The sequence below is a fragment of the Nonomuraea roseola genome (assembly GCF_039535395.1).
In the GTDB taxonomy this organism is placed as follows: Bacteria; Actinomycetota; Actinomycetes; order Streptosporangiales; family Streptosporangiaceae; genus Nonomuraea; species Nonomuraea roseola.
In genome coordinates this window covers 4,374,871-4,389,796 of the sequence record NZ_BAAAXC010000015.1, presented here as the reverse complement: position 1 = coordinate 4,389,796, position 14,926 = coordinate 4,374,871, and the positions used below count along the sequence as shown (strand labels likewise).

Below are 14,926 nucleotides of genomic sequence, written 5' to 3'. Positions count from 1 at the left end.
AACCATTCAGGCGACCGTGCACTCCCCGCCCACCATGCCGCAGGTCTGGGGCTCGGTGGCGGTGCCGTCCGCGGTGAAGGTGATCTGGACGGCCTCCCCCGCCTCCAGATCCGCGTCGGGCTGGATGACCAGCAGGTCGCCGTCCTGGCTCCACTGCGCGCCTCTCACGGCGGACACGGTGCCGTCCACGGGGACGCTGACGGTCAGATCGGCCAGCGCCTTGCCCGACTCGTTGACGACCCGCAGCTCGGCGGTGTAGCCGGCCAGGCGCTGCCTGACCACGTCGAACCTGACGTTGACCGCGGCGCCGCCCCTGCTGCTGGTGCTCCTGCTGCTGTTGGTGCTGCTGGTGCCGCTGCCCACCTGCGAGGTGGCGGTCGGTCCCGGCTCCACGTCGCTGACGGGGGGCGGGGCGGTGTTGTCGGCCTCCCTCATCCCCGAGGGCTCGGCCGAGGCCGTGGGCTCCTCACTGGGCGCGAAGTCGTCCTCCGGCGTCGACCGCGGGGTGTTCTTGACGGTCGGCCTGGGCGTGCTGGTACGTCGGGGCGCCCGCGCCGAGGCCGTGGCCGTGGGGCGGGGCCGCACGTTCCTGGTCTCCGAGGGCTCCTCGCTCGGCTCCTCCGTGCCGCCGGCCACGGGAGCCTCCTCGGTGCCTTCGGGGGCGTCCGTGGGCTCAGGCTCCGGTTCGGGCTCATCCGAGATCGAGGGGGGCGCCTGGGTGACCGACACCTTGCCCGCCGTCGGCGTCTTCTCCGACGAGCCGACCATCCGCACGCCGACGACGGTGCCGCCGAGCACGATCGCGACGGCCGCCACCGACAGAATGGCGACCTTGCCCCTGCCGCCGGACCCCGCTTCACGCGGAGGGGCTGAGGGGCGTCGCCTCCCGCGCCTGCGGGAGCCCTTGTCACCTGGCTCCTCGTCCCAGCCCGCGGGTCCCTCGTCCCAGCCGCCCGCGCCGAGGAAGCCGGTCTCCTGCACGTCGGAGGGCTCCTCCCACGCGGCCACGGGCTGCCTGGGAGGCCCTGTGGCCACCAGCCGGTCCGTCGGCGGGTTGTAGGCGGCCGTGGGCTCGCTCTCCGGTCCCACGCCCTCACCGCCGAGGGGAGCGCGCTGACCGGCGGGCCCCGCGGGCTCACCGTAGGGCGCGGGCCCCCCCTGAGACCCTGGCACGCCGGCCTGGGGAGCGCCGCCGAAGGCGGACACAGGCCCGCCGAAGGCGTCGTTCGCCGACATCGGCCCCGTCGCGGGGCCGCCGAAGACGTCAGGGTGGTGCGGCGGCACGGCCCACTCTCCCGTGGAGGGCCCTGCCTGGACCTGCTGGTCAAGCTGGTCGGGCGGCGCGGGCCAGCCCGACTGCTCCACCACGGGTGCCATGAAGGCGCCCGTGGTTATGGGGTCGTCGAAGGAGCGAAAGTCCGCCTCCTGCGGGTCTTCCGAGTCGCGTCCCCCCTGAGACCACGCGTGCTCTGGTTCGCCGGTGCCGTGGCGGGCCATGGGCGCCCTTCCTGCCGGATACATGGGCCGCCCATCTTAATAACATCTTTAATACGCGTTTGTCTCAACTTTCACGGGGGTATCTTCTCGAAACCGACATTTCACTCTCTGAAGTGGTCCCACCCGCCGAGCCCTGTCGTACGGCCCGCGACCTGGACCTTCGTGCCTTCCACGACATGTCCGACGACCGTCCAGTGGGGCGGCAGCCGTACCTCGGGAGGGAAGACGGCGGCCAGAGCGTGATCTTCGCCACCCGTGAGCACCCAGTCGACCGGGTCGGCTCCGAGCTCCTTGGCGGCGGCGGCCACCGGCTCGCCGATCGGGAAGGCGGTGGGGTCGAGCGTGATGCCCACGCCGCTCGCGGCGGCCACGTGCCCGAGGTCCTGCAGGAAACCGTCGCTCACGTCGAGCATCGCGGCCGCGCCCATGCGCGCGGCCTCGGGCCCGCACGCGTACGGCGGACGCGGCCTCCTGTGTCCCTCGACCGCCTCGAGAAGCGGCCCACCCTCCGGCACCAGCCCCGCCTCCAGCAGGGCCAGGCCCGCGGCCGCGTATCCCAGCCGCCCAGCGAAGGCCACGACCTGTCCAGGACGCGCCCCCGAGCGGGTGACGGGCGCGTGCCCGCCGAGATCGCCGAGCGCCGTCACGCCGATGACCACAAGCTCGGAGCGGGTGATGTCGCCCCCCGCGACGCTGGCTCCCACCAGCGCGCACTCCTCGCGGAACCCGTCGGCGAGGCCGTCGACCCAGGCCACGGGAACGTCTGCGGGCATCCCGAGGCCCACCACGAGGGTCGTCGGAATCGCCCCCATCGCGGCGACATCGGAAAGATTCTGTGCTGCGGCCTTCCTGCCTACGTCATACGCGCTGGACCAATCGCGGCGAAAGTGCCTACCCTCGATCAACAAGTCCGTTGACACTACGACCCGCCCATCGGGCGCTTTCACCACCGCAGCGTCGTCACCGGGGCCGAGCAGCACGCTCTCGCCCTGTGGCAATCGTCCGGTGATACGTGCTACAACTCCGAATTCGCCGAGATCTCCGACTGTGATGGCGCACCTCCTGTCGGCACACAGGGTACGGTGGCCCTTCGGCGCTGATCCAATCGCCCGGGAGGACGTAATGGTGCAGGCGTACATCCTTATCCAGACCGAGGTGGGCAAGGCCGCGACCGTGGCACGAGAGATCGCCGGCATCACCGGGGTCACCCAGGCCGAGGACGTGACGGGCCCCTATGACGTCATCGTGCGCGCCGAGGCTCGCAACGTCGACGAGCTCGGCAAGCTCGTCGTCGCGCAGATCCAGGCCGTCGATGGCATCACCCGTACTCTGACGTGCCCTATTGTCCACATATGAAGCAAGGTGTTGCCGTCCTGGCGCTGCTCCTCCTCGCCGGGTGCGGCAGCGCGGTCCAGGTGGAGCCGCCCGTCCCCGAAGGTGACGCGGTGGCCGCCTGCACCAGACTCAGCCCCCTGCTGCCCGCCAAGCTCGACGGCGCGGAGCGCACGACCTCCACACCCGAGTCGCCCTACGTCGCCGTGTGGGGGTCGGCCGAGATCGCGCTGCGCTGCGGGGTGCCCCGCCCTGCGCGGATGGCGGCCACCGACCAGCTGGCCGAGCTCGACGGGGTCGGGTGGTTCGCCGACCCCACCGTGCCCACCCTGTTCACCGCCGTGACGAGCACCGCCTACGTGGAGGTGACGATCGCCAGGACGCACGAGGCCACCGGTGTCCTGATGGAGCTCTCCGGGCCGGTGAAGAAGGCCACCGGCTAGCGCAGACCCGCCTTGCGACCCAGCGCGAGCTGGATGAGGCGCTCGACCAGCTGGGCGTAGGTCAGGCCGCTGGCCGCCCACAGCTGGGGAGCCACCGACAGCGACGTGAAGCCGGGCATGGTGTTGATCTCGTTGAGGACGATCCTGCCGTCGGGGGTGTAGAAGAAGTCCACCCGCGACAGCCCCTCGCAGCCCAGCGCCTCGAAGGCGCGTACGGCCATCGCCCGCAGCTCCTCGGCCGTCTCGGCGGGGATGTCGGCGGGCACGGTCAGCGACATCTGGTCGGGGTAGTACTTGGCCTCGAAGTCGAAGAACTCCTGCCCGCCCTCGACCAGCACCTCACCGGGCGTCGAGGCGGCGGGCGGCTCGTCGCCGAGCGACTCCAGCACCGCGCACTCGATCTCGCGCCCGACGATGGCCGCCTCGACCAGCACCTTGGGGTCGTGGGCCTGGGCGAACTCGACGGCGGTCTCGAGCGAGGCCAGGTCGTGTGCCTTGGAGATGCCCTGGCTCGAGCCCGCGCGGGCCGGCTTGACGAAGACCGGCCAGCCCAGCTGCTCGACCTCCTTGACCACGCGGTCCCTGTCGAGGCGCCAGTCGCGCTCGCGCACCACCACGTACGGCCCGACGGGCAGCCCCGCGGCGGCCAGGATCGCCTTCATGTAGGCCTTGTCCATGCCGACCGCGCTGGCCAGCACGCCCGAGCCGACGTAGCGCACCCCAGCCATCTCCAGCAGGCCCTGGATCGTGCCGTCCTCGGCGAAGGGGCCGTGCATGACGGGGAAGACCACGTCCACCGTGCCCAGCTCGACCGGGATGCTGCCCGGCTCGTAGGCCACCAGCGCCGCCTCCCCCGAGGGCAGCGCCAGCTCCGCGCCCGAGGTGTCGACGACGGGCAGCTTGCCGTCCTCGATCGCGTATCGCTGGTCGCCGGCGGCCAGCACCCAGCGGCCGTCCTGGGCGATCCCGATGGGGACCACCTCGTACTTCGACCTGTCGATCGCCTCGAGAACGCTGCCCGCCCCCATGAGGGAGACGGCATGCTCCGAGTTGCGACCCCCGAAAACGACCGCGACGCGTGGCTTGCTCATGACGCCCGAATCTACCCTGCTTGTGAGTCAAGGGCTCGTGTCACGTCCGCGACGAGATCTTCGACGTCTTCGAACCCGATCGAGAAGCTGACCGCCTTGCCCTGTCTCACGGCCCACGTGCTGTCGCCGATCAGCCTCAGCGACTTGACCAGCTCGTCCGCGTCACCGCGTGGCGTGACGATCACGCGGGTGCCGAACCTGGTGCCCTCCGGCCCTGAGTCGAACAGCTGGCGCGCCAGGTGGTGGCCGGGATCCTGCGGCAGGCCCGGATAGCCGACGGCGACGACCGACGGATGCTTGGCCACGGCGGCGGCGAACTCCATGGCGGTCGCGCACCTGCGCCTGACCCGCAGCGTCAGTGTCCCCATGGCGCTGAGCAGGGCGGGCTCGTCGGCTGGCGACAGCGGGGCGCCGAGGTCCTTGGTGAGCCTGTGCATGAGGTCGTGCCTGCCGACCACGACGCCGCCCTCGCGGTCGCCGAGCAGGGCCCCTGTCGAGTGGAGCACCAGGTCGGCGCCGTGCTCCAGCGGCCGGCAGACGATCGGCGTGGCGAGGGTGGAGTCGACCACGAGCATCGCGCCGACCTCGCGGGCCAGGCGGTACAGGCCGCGCAGATCGGCCACGCCGGTGTCCGAGAGCGTCTCGGCGTAGATCAGCTTCGTGTGGCCGCGGACGGCCTGCCGTACCGCCGGCAGGTCGGCCGTGTCGACGAAGTCGGCGCTCACGCCGAACCTGCCGAGCACGTTGGCGACGAAGCCCGCCCTCGAGGGGGCGACCACGTGCGTGCCGCCGCGCAGGAACGACAGCAGGACGGCGGCGAGCGCCGCCTCACCCGTGGCGTAGGACTGGCCCGCCACGTTCTCCGGCGCCGCCGCCCCTTCGAGGGCCGCCACGGCGGCGGCGAACCGGCCCTCCGCCGGCGCGCGCACGCACCTGGTGTTCTCTCTCACACGCCGTATCTCTCCGGTTTGGGGGTGCGCGACATCAGCAGCACCCCTGCCTCGTCCGGGGTCATCCCGTCGTGGACGACGCCCACCACCACCTCGGTGATCGGCATCTCCACGTCGTGCTTCCTGGCCAGCTCGAGCACCGACTCGCAGGACTTGACGCCCTCGGCGGTCTGCTTGGTGGCCGCGATGACCTCGGCCAGCGTCATGCCCTTGCCGAGGTTCTCGCCGAAGGTGCGGTTGCGCGACAGCGGCGAGGTGCAGGTGGCGACCAGGTCGCCCATGCCCGCCAGGCCGGCGAACGTGTGCGGGTCGGCGCCGAGCGCCGCCCCCAGACGTGAGATCTCGGCCAGTCCGCGGGTCATGAGCATCGCGCCGACGTTGTCGCCCATGCCCATGCCCGAGGCGACGCCGACCGCCAGCGCGATCACGTTCTTGACCGCCCCGCCCAGCTCCACGCCCACCACGTCGGGGTTGGTGTAGGGGCGGAACCACGGCGGCACGTGACAGGCCTCCTGCAGGTGCTCCATGGTCCGCTCGTCGGGGCAGGACACCACGGTCGCCGCGGGCTGGCCCTGGGCTATCTCGGGCACCAGGTTGGGCCCGGAGACGACGGCCACCCGCTCCTGCGGCACCTCGGCGACCTCCATGATGACCTCGCTCATGCGCTTGGTCGTGCCGAGCTCGATGCCCTTCATCAGGCTGACGAGCACCGCGCCCTTCGGCAGGTGGGGCTTCCACGCGGTGAGGTTGGACCGCAGCGTCTGCGAGGGGACGGCCAGCACGACGAAGTCGGCGCCCTCCAGCGCGCGGGCGGGATCACCCGTGGCGCGCATCGTGGGGGGCAGTGTGACGCCCGGCAGGTAGTCGGGGTTCTCGTGGCGGCGGTCGATCGCCTCGACGATCTCGGCGCGGCGGCCCCACAGCGTGGTCTCCACGCCCGCCCTCGCCATGATCATGCCGAACGTCGTGCCCCATGATCCGGTCCCGAACACGGCGGCCTTGGTCATCCGCTTCACCGTCCAGCCGGATCGTAGGGGGTCTCTGGAGCTTTCTCTCCCCTGATTTCGGCAAGCTGAACGGTGATGGCGGCCATGATGTCGGCGGTCGCCTCACGCAACACGGACCCTCGCAACGGCTGCCCTTCGTATTTCGACAGGTCGACTGGTGGCCCGACCCGCACGGAGAACGTCTTGCGCGGGAGGAGCCTTGGCTTCTTCTGGCCGTAGGGCAGCAGCTCGTGCGCGCCCCAGTGCGCGACGGGGATCACCGGGGTGCCGGTCTCCAGTGCCAGGCGGGCCGCGCCCGTCTTGCCCACCATCGGCCACAGGGCGGGGTCACGGGTGACCGTGCCCTCCGGGTAGAACAGGATCGCGCCACCCGCGCGCAGCCGCTGCTCGGAGATCTCCAGCGACCTGGCGGCCTCGCTGGTGCCCCTCGAGACGGGGATCGCCTGCAGCGCGCGGACCGCGACCTTGAGCAGCGGCACCCTGAACAGCGCGGCCTTGGCGAGAATGGTCGGCCAGCGCCCGTTGTTGTAGAGGAAGTGCGACAGCAGGACCGGATCGGCCCACGAGAGGTGATTGGTCGCGATGATGATGCCGCCGGTCCTCGGGAGGAGCTCGCCCCTGCGCCAGTCCTTCTTGACCAGCAGCCACGAGAGCGGTTTGACGATCACGACGGCGAAGGTCTCCCAGGGACGCGATGGTCGGCCGGGGCGGCGGCTCATGAACTCCTCCAAGAGAGACGGCTTGCGCCCCAAGTCTCCCGGTTGGCCGCGCAGGATGTCGAGACGAGATGCTTAAGCCTATGAGCTTCCGCTGGTCACTCGTCATCCCGGTGAAGACCCTGGTAGCGGCCAAGACCCGGCTGGCGGCCGCGACGGGCCCGCACCGCACCGCGCTGGCGGTCGCGGTGGCCAGCGACACGCTCTCCGCCGCGCTGGCTTGCCCCGCCGTGGCGCGCGTCATCGTGGTCACCGCCGACCCCGCCGCCGCGGGTCCGCTGGCGGCCCTGGGGGCCGTGGTCGTCCCCGACCCTGACCGCGGTCTCAACACCGCGCTGCGTGCGGGCGCCGCGCATGCCGTACGGCTGGCGCCGCGCGACGGGATCGGCGCGCTCCAGGCCGACCTGCCCGCGCTGCGCGCCGCCGAGCTCGGCAGGGTGCTGGAGGCGGCGGCCGACTTCGACCAGTCGTTCGTGCCCGACGCCCTGGAGGTCGGCACCACCTTCTACGGCGTGCGGCCGGGGGTGCCCTTCGAGCCCCGCTTCGGCGGCGAGTCGAGGGCCAAGCACCTCGGAGGAGGCGCGAAGGAGCTCGCGCCCGACGGGATCGACTCGGTCAGGCGCGACGTCGACACCCCCGACGACCTGCGCGCCGCCGTCAGGCTCGGTCTCGGCCCGCACACCGCCGCGGTGGCGGCCCTGCTCGGTCTCGCGACCGACCCCGGCCGCTAGACCGCTCGCTCCCTTGGTCCTGCTCCGCTCGGCCCGCCCGGGTAGGGGTGCTCGGCCGCGGCTGCTCGGCGGCTGGTCGGCCAGGGGTGCCCTGCCAGGGCTGCTCGGCGGCCGGTCGGCCAGGGGTGCTCGGCTAGGGCTCTTCGGCGCGCAGGGCGCGGATCCAGGGCGACACGATGAACGGCAGGTGTCCCACGACGGTGGCGAGACAGGCCACCCACAGCAGCGTCCAGACGCTCAGCTGCTCGGCCAGCAGGCCGCCGAGGACGCCGCCCACCGGCATCGCGCTCCACATGAGGAAGCGCATGCTGGCGTTCATCCTGCCGCGCAGGTGGTCGGGGGTGACGGCCTGGCGGTAGCTGCCCTGGCCGACGTTGAGCACGATCGAGGAGGCGACGATCAGAGCCATGCCGACCGGGTAGAGCACCACGCGCCAGCCCTCGCCGGTGAACCCGACGAGCAGAGGGAACAGTCCGGCCAGGACGGCCCCGCCGTACATGGCGCCGCCGTTGCCGTACCGGTCGATGATCTTGGGCGCGAGCACGCCGCCGACCACGCCGCCCACGCCCGTGGCCGAGACGATCAGTCCGTAGGCGCCGGCGCCGAGGTCGAGCTCGCGCACGAGCAGCAGCGGCTGCACGACCGCCCACAGGCCGTTGGCCAGCATGTTCAGCGCACCGACCATGGCGATGAGGCGCAGCACGCGGTGCCCGAGCACGTACCTCAGCCCCTCGGCGACCTCCGCCCTGAGGTTCCTTCGCCGCTGCGGGTCGGGGCGCTCGTCGGCCCTGATCGTGGACAGGATGACCGCGGAGCAGGCGTAGGTGATCGCGTCGGCCAGCAGCGCGACGGGGGCCGTGAGCACCTGGACCAGCCAGCCGCCGAGCCCTGGACCGGCCAGCCACGCTCCGCTGCGCAGCGTCTCCATGGTGCCGATGCCCCTGGGCAGGTCGTCCCTGTCCACGATGGACGGCACGAAGCTCATGTGCGCGACGTCGAAGAAGACCGTGCCCACGCCGACGATCAGCGCCACGACGTAGAGCTGCGCCAGCGACAGGACTCCCGCGAAGGCGGCCAGCGGGATGCTGAGCAGCGCCACGGCCCGCACGGCGTCGGCGGCGACCAGGATCGGACGGCGGCGCAGCCGGTCGGCCCACACCCCCGCGGGCAGGCCGATGAGCAGGAAGGCGGCCATCTCTGCGGCAGTGAGCAGACCCAGCTGGAACGGGCTGGCCTCCAGTGTCAGCAGCGCGGTCAGCGGCAGCGCCACCAGCGTCACCTGGGTGCCGAACTGACTAAGCGCGTCGGCGCCCACCATCCGCTGGAAGGCGGCGTTCCGCCAGATGCTCTGCTTCGTCGGCACGACCCGTGATCCTCACCCGCCTCCTTCTCGGCGGTCAAACCATTTACGCTGGGTTCGTGCAGGCGACAGTGCGGAGTTTCGATCCGGTGACCCGATCGGGGTCGGTGTTCCTCGACGACGGAAGCGTGCTGGAATTCGGCACCCGCGCGTTCGACGCAGGCCCGCTGCGGCTGCTGCGGACGGGCCAGCGGGTCAACCTCGTCCTTTCGGGGGACGACATCACCTTCGTCACGCTGTCGACGTTTCCGCTGCCCTGATCACATCAGGAAAACGACAAGCGCCCGGACCCATGAAAGGTGTCCGGGCGCGGTCGCGCTGCGGCTACTTCTTCTTCGCGGACTTCTTGCCGCTGACGTTCACCAGCTCCTTGAAGTCGGAGCCCGGACGGAACTTGGGCCCCCAGCTCTCGGCGACCTTGATCTCCGCGCCGGTTGACGGGTTCCTTGCGGTGCGCGCCGGCTTGTGAACCATCTCGAACGCGCCGAAGCCCGTGATCGAGACCTTGTCACCGGCCGCCACGGCCTTCTGGATGGCCTCGAGAATGGCGTTCACGGCCTCGGTGGCCGTCTTCTTGTCGCCCACCCGGTCCGCGATGGCGTCGACGAGTTCCCGCTTGTTCATTAGGTTTCGCTCCCCCTGTTACGGCTCGGGGTTCCAGCAGACGAGTCCAACGGTCGAGAAACCCCTTACGGGTTGAATCTAAAGCGGGACCGCCTGTGAACTCAATCACCCTGGCGGTTTTATTGGGCGTCCGGCGTGTCGAAATCGCTGGTCAGATCGGTAAGGAAGGTCTCCAGCCGGGTCGCCGCCCGGTCCGGATCACGCTTGGCGAGATCACAGATCGCCAGATATCTGCGGGAAAAGCGTTCTCGGTCGGCGGCGGGGAGCATGCGGACGCGGCGGTGCGCTTCGCGCAACCGCCGCGCCAGTTCGTCGTCTTCTAGACGGTCGTCGGCAGCCATGGCTGCCGACCATTCTCGTACGTGGTGATGTCGTCGGCGTGACGCAGGGTCAGGCCGATGTCGTCGAGGCCCTCCATCAGGCGCCAGCGGGTGTAGTCGTCGATCTCGAAGCCGACGCTCTCGCCCGCCCAGCGGACCTGACGTTCGCCCAGGTCGACGGTGACGGCCAGCTTCGGATCCGCCTCGACGGCGGCCTGCAGCGCCTCGACCTTCTCGGCGGGCAGGATGACGGGCAGCAGGCCCATCTTGGTGGAGTTGTTGCGGAAGATGTCGCCGAACCTGGCGGCGATCACGACGCGGAAGCCGTACTGCTGGAGGGCCCACACGGCGTGCTCGCGCGAGGAGCCGGTGCCGAAGTCGGGGCCGGAGACCAGGATGCTGGCGCCCTCGTAGGACGGGTCGTTCAGGACGAAGGTCGGGTCCTCGCGCCAGGCGGAGAACAGGCCCTTCTCGAACCCGGTGCGGCTGACCTGCTTGAGCCAGACGGCGGGGATGATCTGGTCGGTGTCGACGTTGCTGCGGCGCAGCGGCACCGCCGTACCGGTGTGGGTGGTGAAAGCGTCCATGATCAGCGGTCCTTACAGGTCGGCGGGGGCGGTCAGCTTGCCGGTGACGGCGGTGGCGGCGGCGACGGCGGGAGAGACCAGGTGGGTGCGCCCGCCCTTGCCCTGACGGCCCTCGAAGTTGCGGTTGGAGGTCGAGGCGCTGCGCTCGCCTGGCGCGAGGGTGTCGGGGTTCATGCCCAGGCACATCGAGCAGCCCGCCTCCCTCCACTCGGCGCCCGCGGCCTTGAAGACCTCGTCGAGGCCCTCCTTCTCGGCCTGCAGCTTGACCAGCATCGAGCCGGGGACGATGAGCGTCCTGGTCCTGACCTGCCGTCCGCGCAGGATGTCGGCGGCGGCCCTCAGGTCCTCGAGGCGGCCGTTGGTGCAGGAGCCGACGAAGACGGTGTCGACCTCGATCTCGCGCAGCGGCGTGCCCGCGGTCAGCCCCATGTACTCCAGCGCCCGCTCGGCCGCGGCCCGCTCCGTGGGGTCGTCGAACGAGGAGGGCTCGGGCACGGCGGCGTCCAGCGGCAGGCCCTGCCCCGGGTTGGTGCCCCACGTGACGAACGGCGTCAGCGTCGAGGCGTCGATCTCGACGACCTTGTCGAAGACGGCGTCGTCGTCGGTCCTGAGCGAGCGCCAGTACTCCACCGCCTGGTCCCACGCCTCGCCCTCGGGCGCGTGCGGACGGCCCTTCAGGTACTCGAACGTCGTCTCGTCCGGGGCGATCATGCCTGCCCTGGCGCCCGCCTCGATCGACATGTTGCAGACGGTCATCCTGCCCTCCATGGAGAGCTTGCGGACGGCCTCGCCGCGGTACTCGACGATGTAGCCCTGGCCGCCGCCGGTGCCGATCTGCGCGATGATCGCCAGGATCAGGTCCTTGGCGGTGACGCCCACGGGCAGCGCGCCCGAGACCTCGATCGCCATCGTCTTCGGCCGGTAGGCGGGCAGCGTCTGGGTGGCCAGCACGTGCTCCACCTCGGAGGTGCCGATGCCGAACGCGATGCCGCCGAAGGCGCCGTGCGTGGAGGTGTGAGAATCGCCACAGACGATGGTCATGCCCGGCTGGGTCAGGCCGAACTGCGGGCCGATGATGTGCACCACGCCCTGGCCGGCGTCGCCCATCGGATGCAGCCTGACGCCGAACTCGGCCGCGTTCTTGCGCAGCGTCTCGACCTGCGTCTTGGAGACGGGGTCGGAGATCGGGCCGAGCACCGTCGGGACGTTGTGGTCCTCGGTGGCGATGGTGAGATCGGGCCGCCGCACCTTGCGCCCTGCCATGCGCAGGCCGTCGAAGGCCTGCGGGCTGGTCACCTCGTGAATGAGGTGCAGGTCGATGAAGAGCAGGTCGGGTTCGCCCTCGGCGCGGCGCACGACGTGCTGCTCCCAGACCTTCTCCGCGAGTGTGCGGCCCATGATCTCCTCCTTGAGACTTTGCCCCGACTTGCCTTCTCATATGTCGAGACGGCAGTATCGGTGTATGGACAACTCTAGCGGAGTCGGCGTACTGGACAAGGCCGTTCTCGTGCTCAATGCCCTCGAAGCAGGTCCGGCCTCCCTCGCCCAGTTGGTTCAGGCCACAGGACTGGCCCGCCCGACCGCCCATCGGCTCGCGGTGGCGCTGGAGCACCACAGGATCGTCTCGCGCGACACGCAGGGGCGATTCGTCCTCGGTCCCAGGCTTTCGGAGTTGTCCACGGCGGCGGGCGAGGACCGGCTGCTCGCCGTCGCCGCTCCTGTGTTGACCCAGCTGAGGGATCTGACGGGAGAAAGCGCGCAACTGTACCGCCGCCAGGGTGACGAACGGGTCTGCGTCGCTGCCGCCGAGCGTTCCAGCGGCTTGCGCGACACCGTCCCCGTTGGTTCGGCGCTGCCCATGACGGCAGGCTCGGCGGCGCAGATCCTGCTGGCGTGGGAGGAGCCCGACCGTCTGCACAGGGGGTTGCGCGGGGCCAAGTTCACCGCCGCCACCCTCGCCTCGGTACGGCGGCGCGGATGGGCCCACAGCGTGGGAGAGCGCGAGCAGGGGGTGGCCAGCGTCTCAGCCGCCATAAGGGGTACGGGCGGCAAGGTGATCGCGGCCGTCTCGGTCTCCGGACCGATCGAGCGCCTGACGCGCACGCCCGGACGGCTGCACGCCGTTCCCGTCATGGCCGCGGCCGAGCGCATCACCGAGGCCATGCGCCGCGCCAACTGAGCCTTCTCGCCCCCTCTTCCCTGATCCCTCAGGCCCGCCTTCGCCCCCGGCTCCCGAGACACGCCGGGCGAGCAGCGAGGGCGGGCCTCGGAACTCCGGCCGTTCCTCACCCGCCTTCCCCCTCTTCCTCCTCGCCCTCGCCTCCGTCACAGCCCCGCCTCCTTCGGGCGCGTCGGCCGGGAGACGCGGGAGGGGTTTGGTGGGCTTTGGATGCGCTCCCACGCGCACTATCCCCCCATGTCATGACTTTTCGTGATCGGCGCTAGGGGCATTTCGGGGGCCGACCGCAGCCAGGGCGCACTAGCCTGAGTGCGTGACAGATCGCATCGAGGTAGCCGCCGCTGAGCTGCGTCCCCTGCTCGAAGAGTTCATCGTGTGGGCCCGGGAACACGCCCCAGGCAGCGACCCCGACCTGGTCGGCCCGGCGGCGTTGTGGCACAGGCTCGCCGCCTCCGACGACGTCCGCCGCTGGCGGCGCGCCGACCTGCGGCCCGTGCTGCTCGAGCGCATGCCCAAGGTCGTGGAGGATCCCGACGAAGCGGCCGATGGAACCATCGGCGCCGTCCGCGCCTACCTGACCTTCCTGTCGGACACCGGCAAGCTGGTCGAACCGTCCGACTCCCTCGACGATCTGCTCGACGAACTCGACGAACTCGAGGACGACTTCGTCGAGGCCATGGAGGATCTCATCGACGACGTGGCCGACGACGACGTGCGTGAAGAGGGCGGCGACCTCGGCGACTTCGAGGCGCTCGCCGACGAGCTGGCCGATCTGCCCACGATCAGGCTGCGTCCCGACTCGGAGCTGGCCGCGGCCGCCCGTGCGGTGCCGCTGATCGCCAAGGCCCGCGACCTGGCCGTATGGGTCGGCGACGCGCGCGAGGTCGGCGAGGACAGCCTGCTGTCCGACGCCGAGGTCGAGGAGGCGCTCGGCGTCATCGGCCTGCCCAAGCCGCAGACCGAGGGCCCGCTGTCCGCCGCCGTCCCGCAGCTGTGGAACATCTGGAACCTCGCCGTCGACCTGGAGTTCCTCGAGCCCGAGGGCGCCGACACCGTCGGCGTCGACGACGACACCTCCGAGTGGCCCTTCGACGACGACGAGGACGTGCTCGACGCCTGGATGCTCGGCCTCAACTCGATCGACTACGGCGACCCCGAGCTCGAGGACGACGACCTCACGATGACGCTCGTCGGTCTCACCCGCGCGCTGCTGGTCCGCCTGCTGATCGGCGGCGGCTCGCGCAACCTGGGCGAGCTGCGCGAGGAGCTGGCCGAGGCCGCCGCCGACCTCGACGAGCTCGGTGCCGACGCGTGGAACGAGGCCCGCGACCACTACGGCGACCCGCTGGCGCCGGTGCTCGACTGGCTGGTCGGCTACGGCATGGTGACCGTCAACGGCGACGAGGTCGCGCTGACGGCCCTCGGGACCGAAGGCGTGGTGCACCTGGTCGACGACTCCGACATCGAGCTCGACGCCCGTCCTGCGATCGACGCGATGACCGCCCTCGAGCTGCTGGCCTTCAGCGCCGAGCTGCCCGAGGACGAGGCGGACGCCGAGTTCGCCGCCTGGATGGAGCTGCGTGAGCCCGCCGAGGCGGCCCGTGAGCTGCTCGAGGCGGCCGCGGAGGACGACACCGACGCGCTGATCAGGGTGCAGGCCGCGAGCGTGGTCGGCACGCTGGGCGAGGCCGCCGTCCCCGCCTGGCAGTCCGCGCTGAAGGAGCCGTCGCTGCGGCCGTACGCCGCCACGCACCTCACGCAGCTGGAGGTGGAGGACGCTCCCGAGCCCACCCAGGACGACACCCACTGGCTCATTCTCGACATGTGGACCATCTCCGCGGGCCTGGGGCGTTCGGAGTTCGTCAGTAGCCTGCGCGACATAGGGCCTGACCTGCTCAACAACCTGCTCGAGGTGATCTGGAAGATCCCGCACGCGCACGTGGAGGAGCTGCTGGAGCTGATCTCGCAGGTCCACCCCGACAAGAACGTGGCGAAGGCGGCCAAGCGGGCCCTGTTCAAGGCCCGCTCGACCGCCTGACCCCGACGGTCACCCGAAGGACCCCACCCGGAGAGCCGCGAGGAGCGGCTC

At 71.0% G+C, this 14,926-nt stretch carries 17 protein-coding genes; 6 read left to right on the top strand and 11 right to left on the bottom strand.

The features are described 5' to 3' along the window. Window positions 1–6: 6 nt before the first annotated feature. Together ABFX55_RS44275 and ABFX55_RS44270 are read right to left on the bottom strand one after the other, a co-directional pair. Window positions 7–1,521: a hypothetical protein gene (locus ABFX55_RS44275; protein ID WP_346129666.1), complete on the bottom strand. Its 1,515-nt coding sequence runs from the start codon at window positions 1,519–1,521 to the stop codon at window positions 7–9. 77 nt (window positions 1,522–1,598) lie between these two features. Continuing rightward, the gene (locus ABFX55_RS44270; protein ID WP_346129664.1) at window positions 1,599–2,636 is read right to left on the bottom strand and encodes a thiamine-phosphate kinase; all 1,038 of its coding nucleotides are present in this window, start codon (window positions 2,634–2,636) and stop codon (window positions 1,599–1,601) included. Here ABFX55_RS44270 and ABFX55_RS44265 point away from each other — a divergent pair. Further along, window positions 2,620–2,853 (top strand): Lrp/AsnC family transcriptional regulator, encoded by a 234-nt coding sequence (locus ABFX55_RS44265; RefSeq protein WP_346129662.1) that lies wholly within the window; start codon window positions 2,620–2,622, stop codon window positions 2,851–2,853. The genes ABFX55_RS44270 and ABFX55_RS44265 overlap by 17 nt on opposite strands. Continuing rightward, the gene (locus ABFX55_RS44260; RefSeq protein ID WP_346129661.1) at window positions 2,850–3,272 is read left to right on the top strand and encodes a DUF3515 family protein; all 423 of its coding nucleotides are present in this window, start codon (window positions 2,850–2,852) and stop codon (window positions 3,270–3,272) included. The genes ABFX55_RS44265 and ABFX55_RS44260 overlap by 4 nt, the downstream gene beginning before the upstream one ends. On the opposite strand, the gene ABFX55_RS44255 is transcribed toward ABFX55_RS44260, so the two are convergent. Genes ABFX55_RS44255 through ABFX55_RS44240 form a run of 4 tightly spaced genes read right to left on the bottom strand, consistent with a single transcriptional unit; the run spans window position 3,269 to window position 7,039 of the window. After that, window positions 3,269–4,363, bottom strand: a complete 1,095-nt coding sequence (locus ABFX55_RS44255) for a D-alanine--D-alanine ligase family protein (RefSeq protein ID WP_346129659.1) — start codon at window positions 4,361–4,363, stop codon at window positions 3,269–3,271. The genes ABFX55_RS44260 and ABFX55_RS44255 overlap by 4 nt on opposite strands. Before the next feature lie 11 nt (window positions 4,364–4,374). Then, window positions 4,375–5,313, bottom strand: a complete 939-nt coding sequence (locus tag ABFX55_RS44250) for a PLP-dependent transferase (protein WP_346129657.1) — start codon at window positions 5,311–5,313, stop codon at window positions 4,375–4,377. Beyond that, the gene (locus tag ABFX55_RS44245) at window positions 5,310–6,320 is read right to left on the bottom strand and encodes an NAD(P)H-dependent glycerol-3-phosphate dehydrogenase (protein ID WP_346129656.1); all 1,011 of its coding nucleotides are present in this window, start codon (window positions 6,318–6,320) and stop codon (window positions 5,310–5,312) included. Before ABFX55_RS44245 ends, ABFX55_RS44250 begins: the two co-directional genes overlap by 4 nt. 5 nt (window positions 6,321–6,325) lie before the next feature. Beyond that, the gene (locus tag ABFX55_RS44240) at window positions 6,326–7,039 is read right to left on the bottom strand and encodes a lysophospholipid acyltransferase family protein (RefSeq protein WP_183656388.1); all 714 of its coding nucleotides are present in this window, start codon (window positions 7,037–7,039) and stop codon (window positions 6,326–6,328) included. 80 nt (window positions 7,040–7,119) lie between these two features. Between ABFX55_RS44240 and cofC the strand changes: the two genes are divergently transcribed. Further along, entirely contained in the window at window positions 7,120–7,767 is a 648-nt protein-coding gene (gene cofC, locus ABFX55_RS44235; RefSeq protein ID WP_346129655.1) for a 2-phospho-L-lactate guanylyltransferase, read from the top strand. Window positions 7,768–7,900: 133 nt separating this feature from the next. Here the strand turns inward: cofC and ABFX55_RS44230 are convergent, their stop codons facing one another. Further along, on the bottom strand, window positions 7,901–9,130 hold the full coding sequence (locus tag ABFX55_RS44230; RefSeq protein WP_346129653.1) for an MFS transporter: 1,230 nt from the start codon (window positions 9,128–9,130) through the stop codon (window positions 7,901–7,903). 56 nt (window positions 9,131–9,186) lie between these two features. Between ABFX55_RS44230 and ABFX55_RS44225 the strand changes: the two genes are divergently transcribed. Beyond that, the gene (locus ABFX55_RS44225) at window positions 9,187–9,387 is read left to right on the top strand and encodes a hypothetical protein (protein WP_346129651.1); all 201 of its coding nucleotides are present in this window, start codon (window positions 9,187–9,189) and stop codon (window positions 9,385–9,387) included. Between the two features lie 64 nt (window positions 9,388–9,451). Here the strand turns inward: ABFX55_RS44225 and ABFX55_RS44220 are convergent, their stop codons facing one another. From ABFX55_RS44220 to leuC, 4 genes are all read right to left on the bottom strand, one after another. Continuing rightward, entirely contained in the window at window positions 9,452–9,751 is a 300-nt protein-coding gene (locus tag ABFX55_RS44220; RefSeq protein ID WP_183656376.1) for an HU family DNA-binding protein, read from the bottom strand. 119 nt (window positions 9,752–9,870) lie between these two features. Next, window positions 9,871–10,092 (bottom strand): SCO5555 family protein, encoded by a 222-nt coding sequence (locus ABFX55_RS44215; protein ID WP_183656373.1) that lies wholly within the window; start codon window positions 10,090–10,092, stop codon window positions 9,871–9,873. Continuing rightward, window positions 10,071–10,658, bottom strand: coding sequence for a 3-isopropylmalate dehydratase small subunit (leuD, locus tag ABFX55_RS44210; protein ID WP_346129649.1), 588 nt, complete (start codon window positions 10,656–10,658; stop codon window positions 10,071–10,073). Before leuD ends, ABFX55_RS44215 begins: the two co-directional genes overlap by 22 nt. A gap of 12 nt (window positions 10,659–10,670) precedes the next feature. Continuing rightward, complete coding sequence (gene leuC / locus ABFX55_RS44205) at window positions 10,671–12,056, bottom strand: 3-isopropylmalate dehydratase large subunit (RefSeq protein ID WP_346129648.1); 1,386 nt, start codon at window positions 12,054–12,056, stop codon at window positions 10,671–10,673. Between the two features lie 64 nt (window positions 12,057–12,120). Here leuC and ABFX55_RS44200 point away from each other — a divergent pair, with 64 nt between their 5' ends. Together ABFX55_RS44200 and ABFX55_RS44195 are read left to right on the top strand one after the other, a co-directional pair. Next, window positions 12,121–12,837 (top strand): IclR family transcriptional regulator, encoded by a 717-nt coding sequence (locus ABFX55_RS44200; protein ID WP_183656364.1) that lies wholly within the window; start codon window positions 12,121–12,123, stop codon window positions 12,835–12,837. 313 nt (window positions 12,838–13,150) lie between these two features. Further along, entirely contained in the window at window positions 13,151–14,875 is a 1,725-nt protein-coding gene (locus ABFX55_RS44195; protein WP_346129647.1) for a hypothetical protein, read from the top strand. Window positions 14,876–14,926 lie beyond the last annotated feature (51 nt).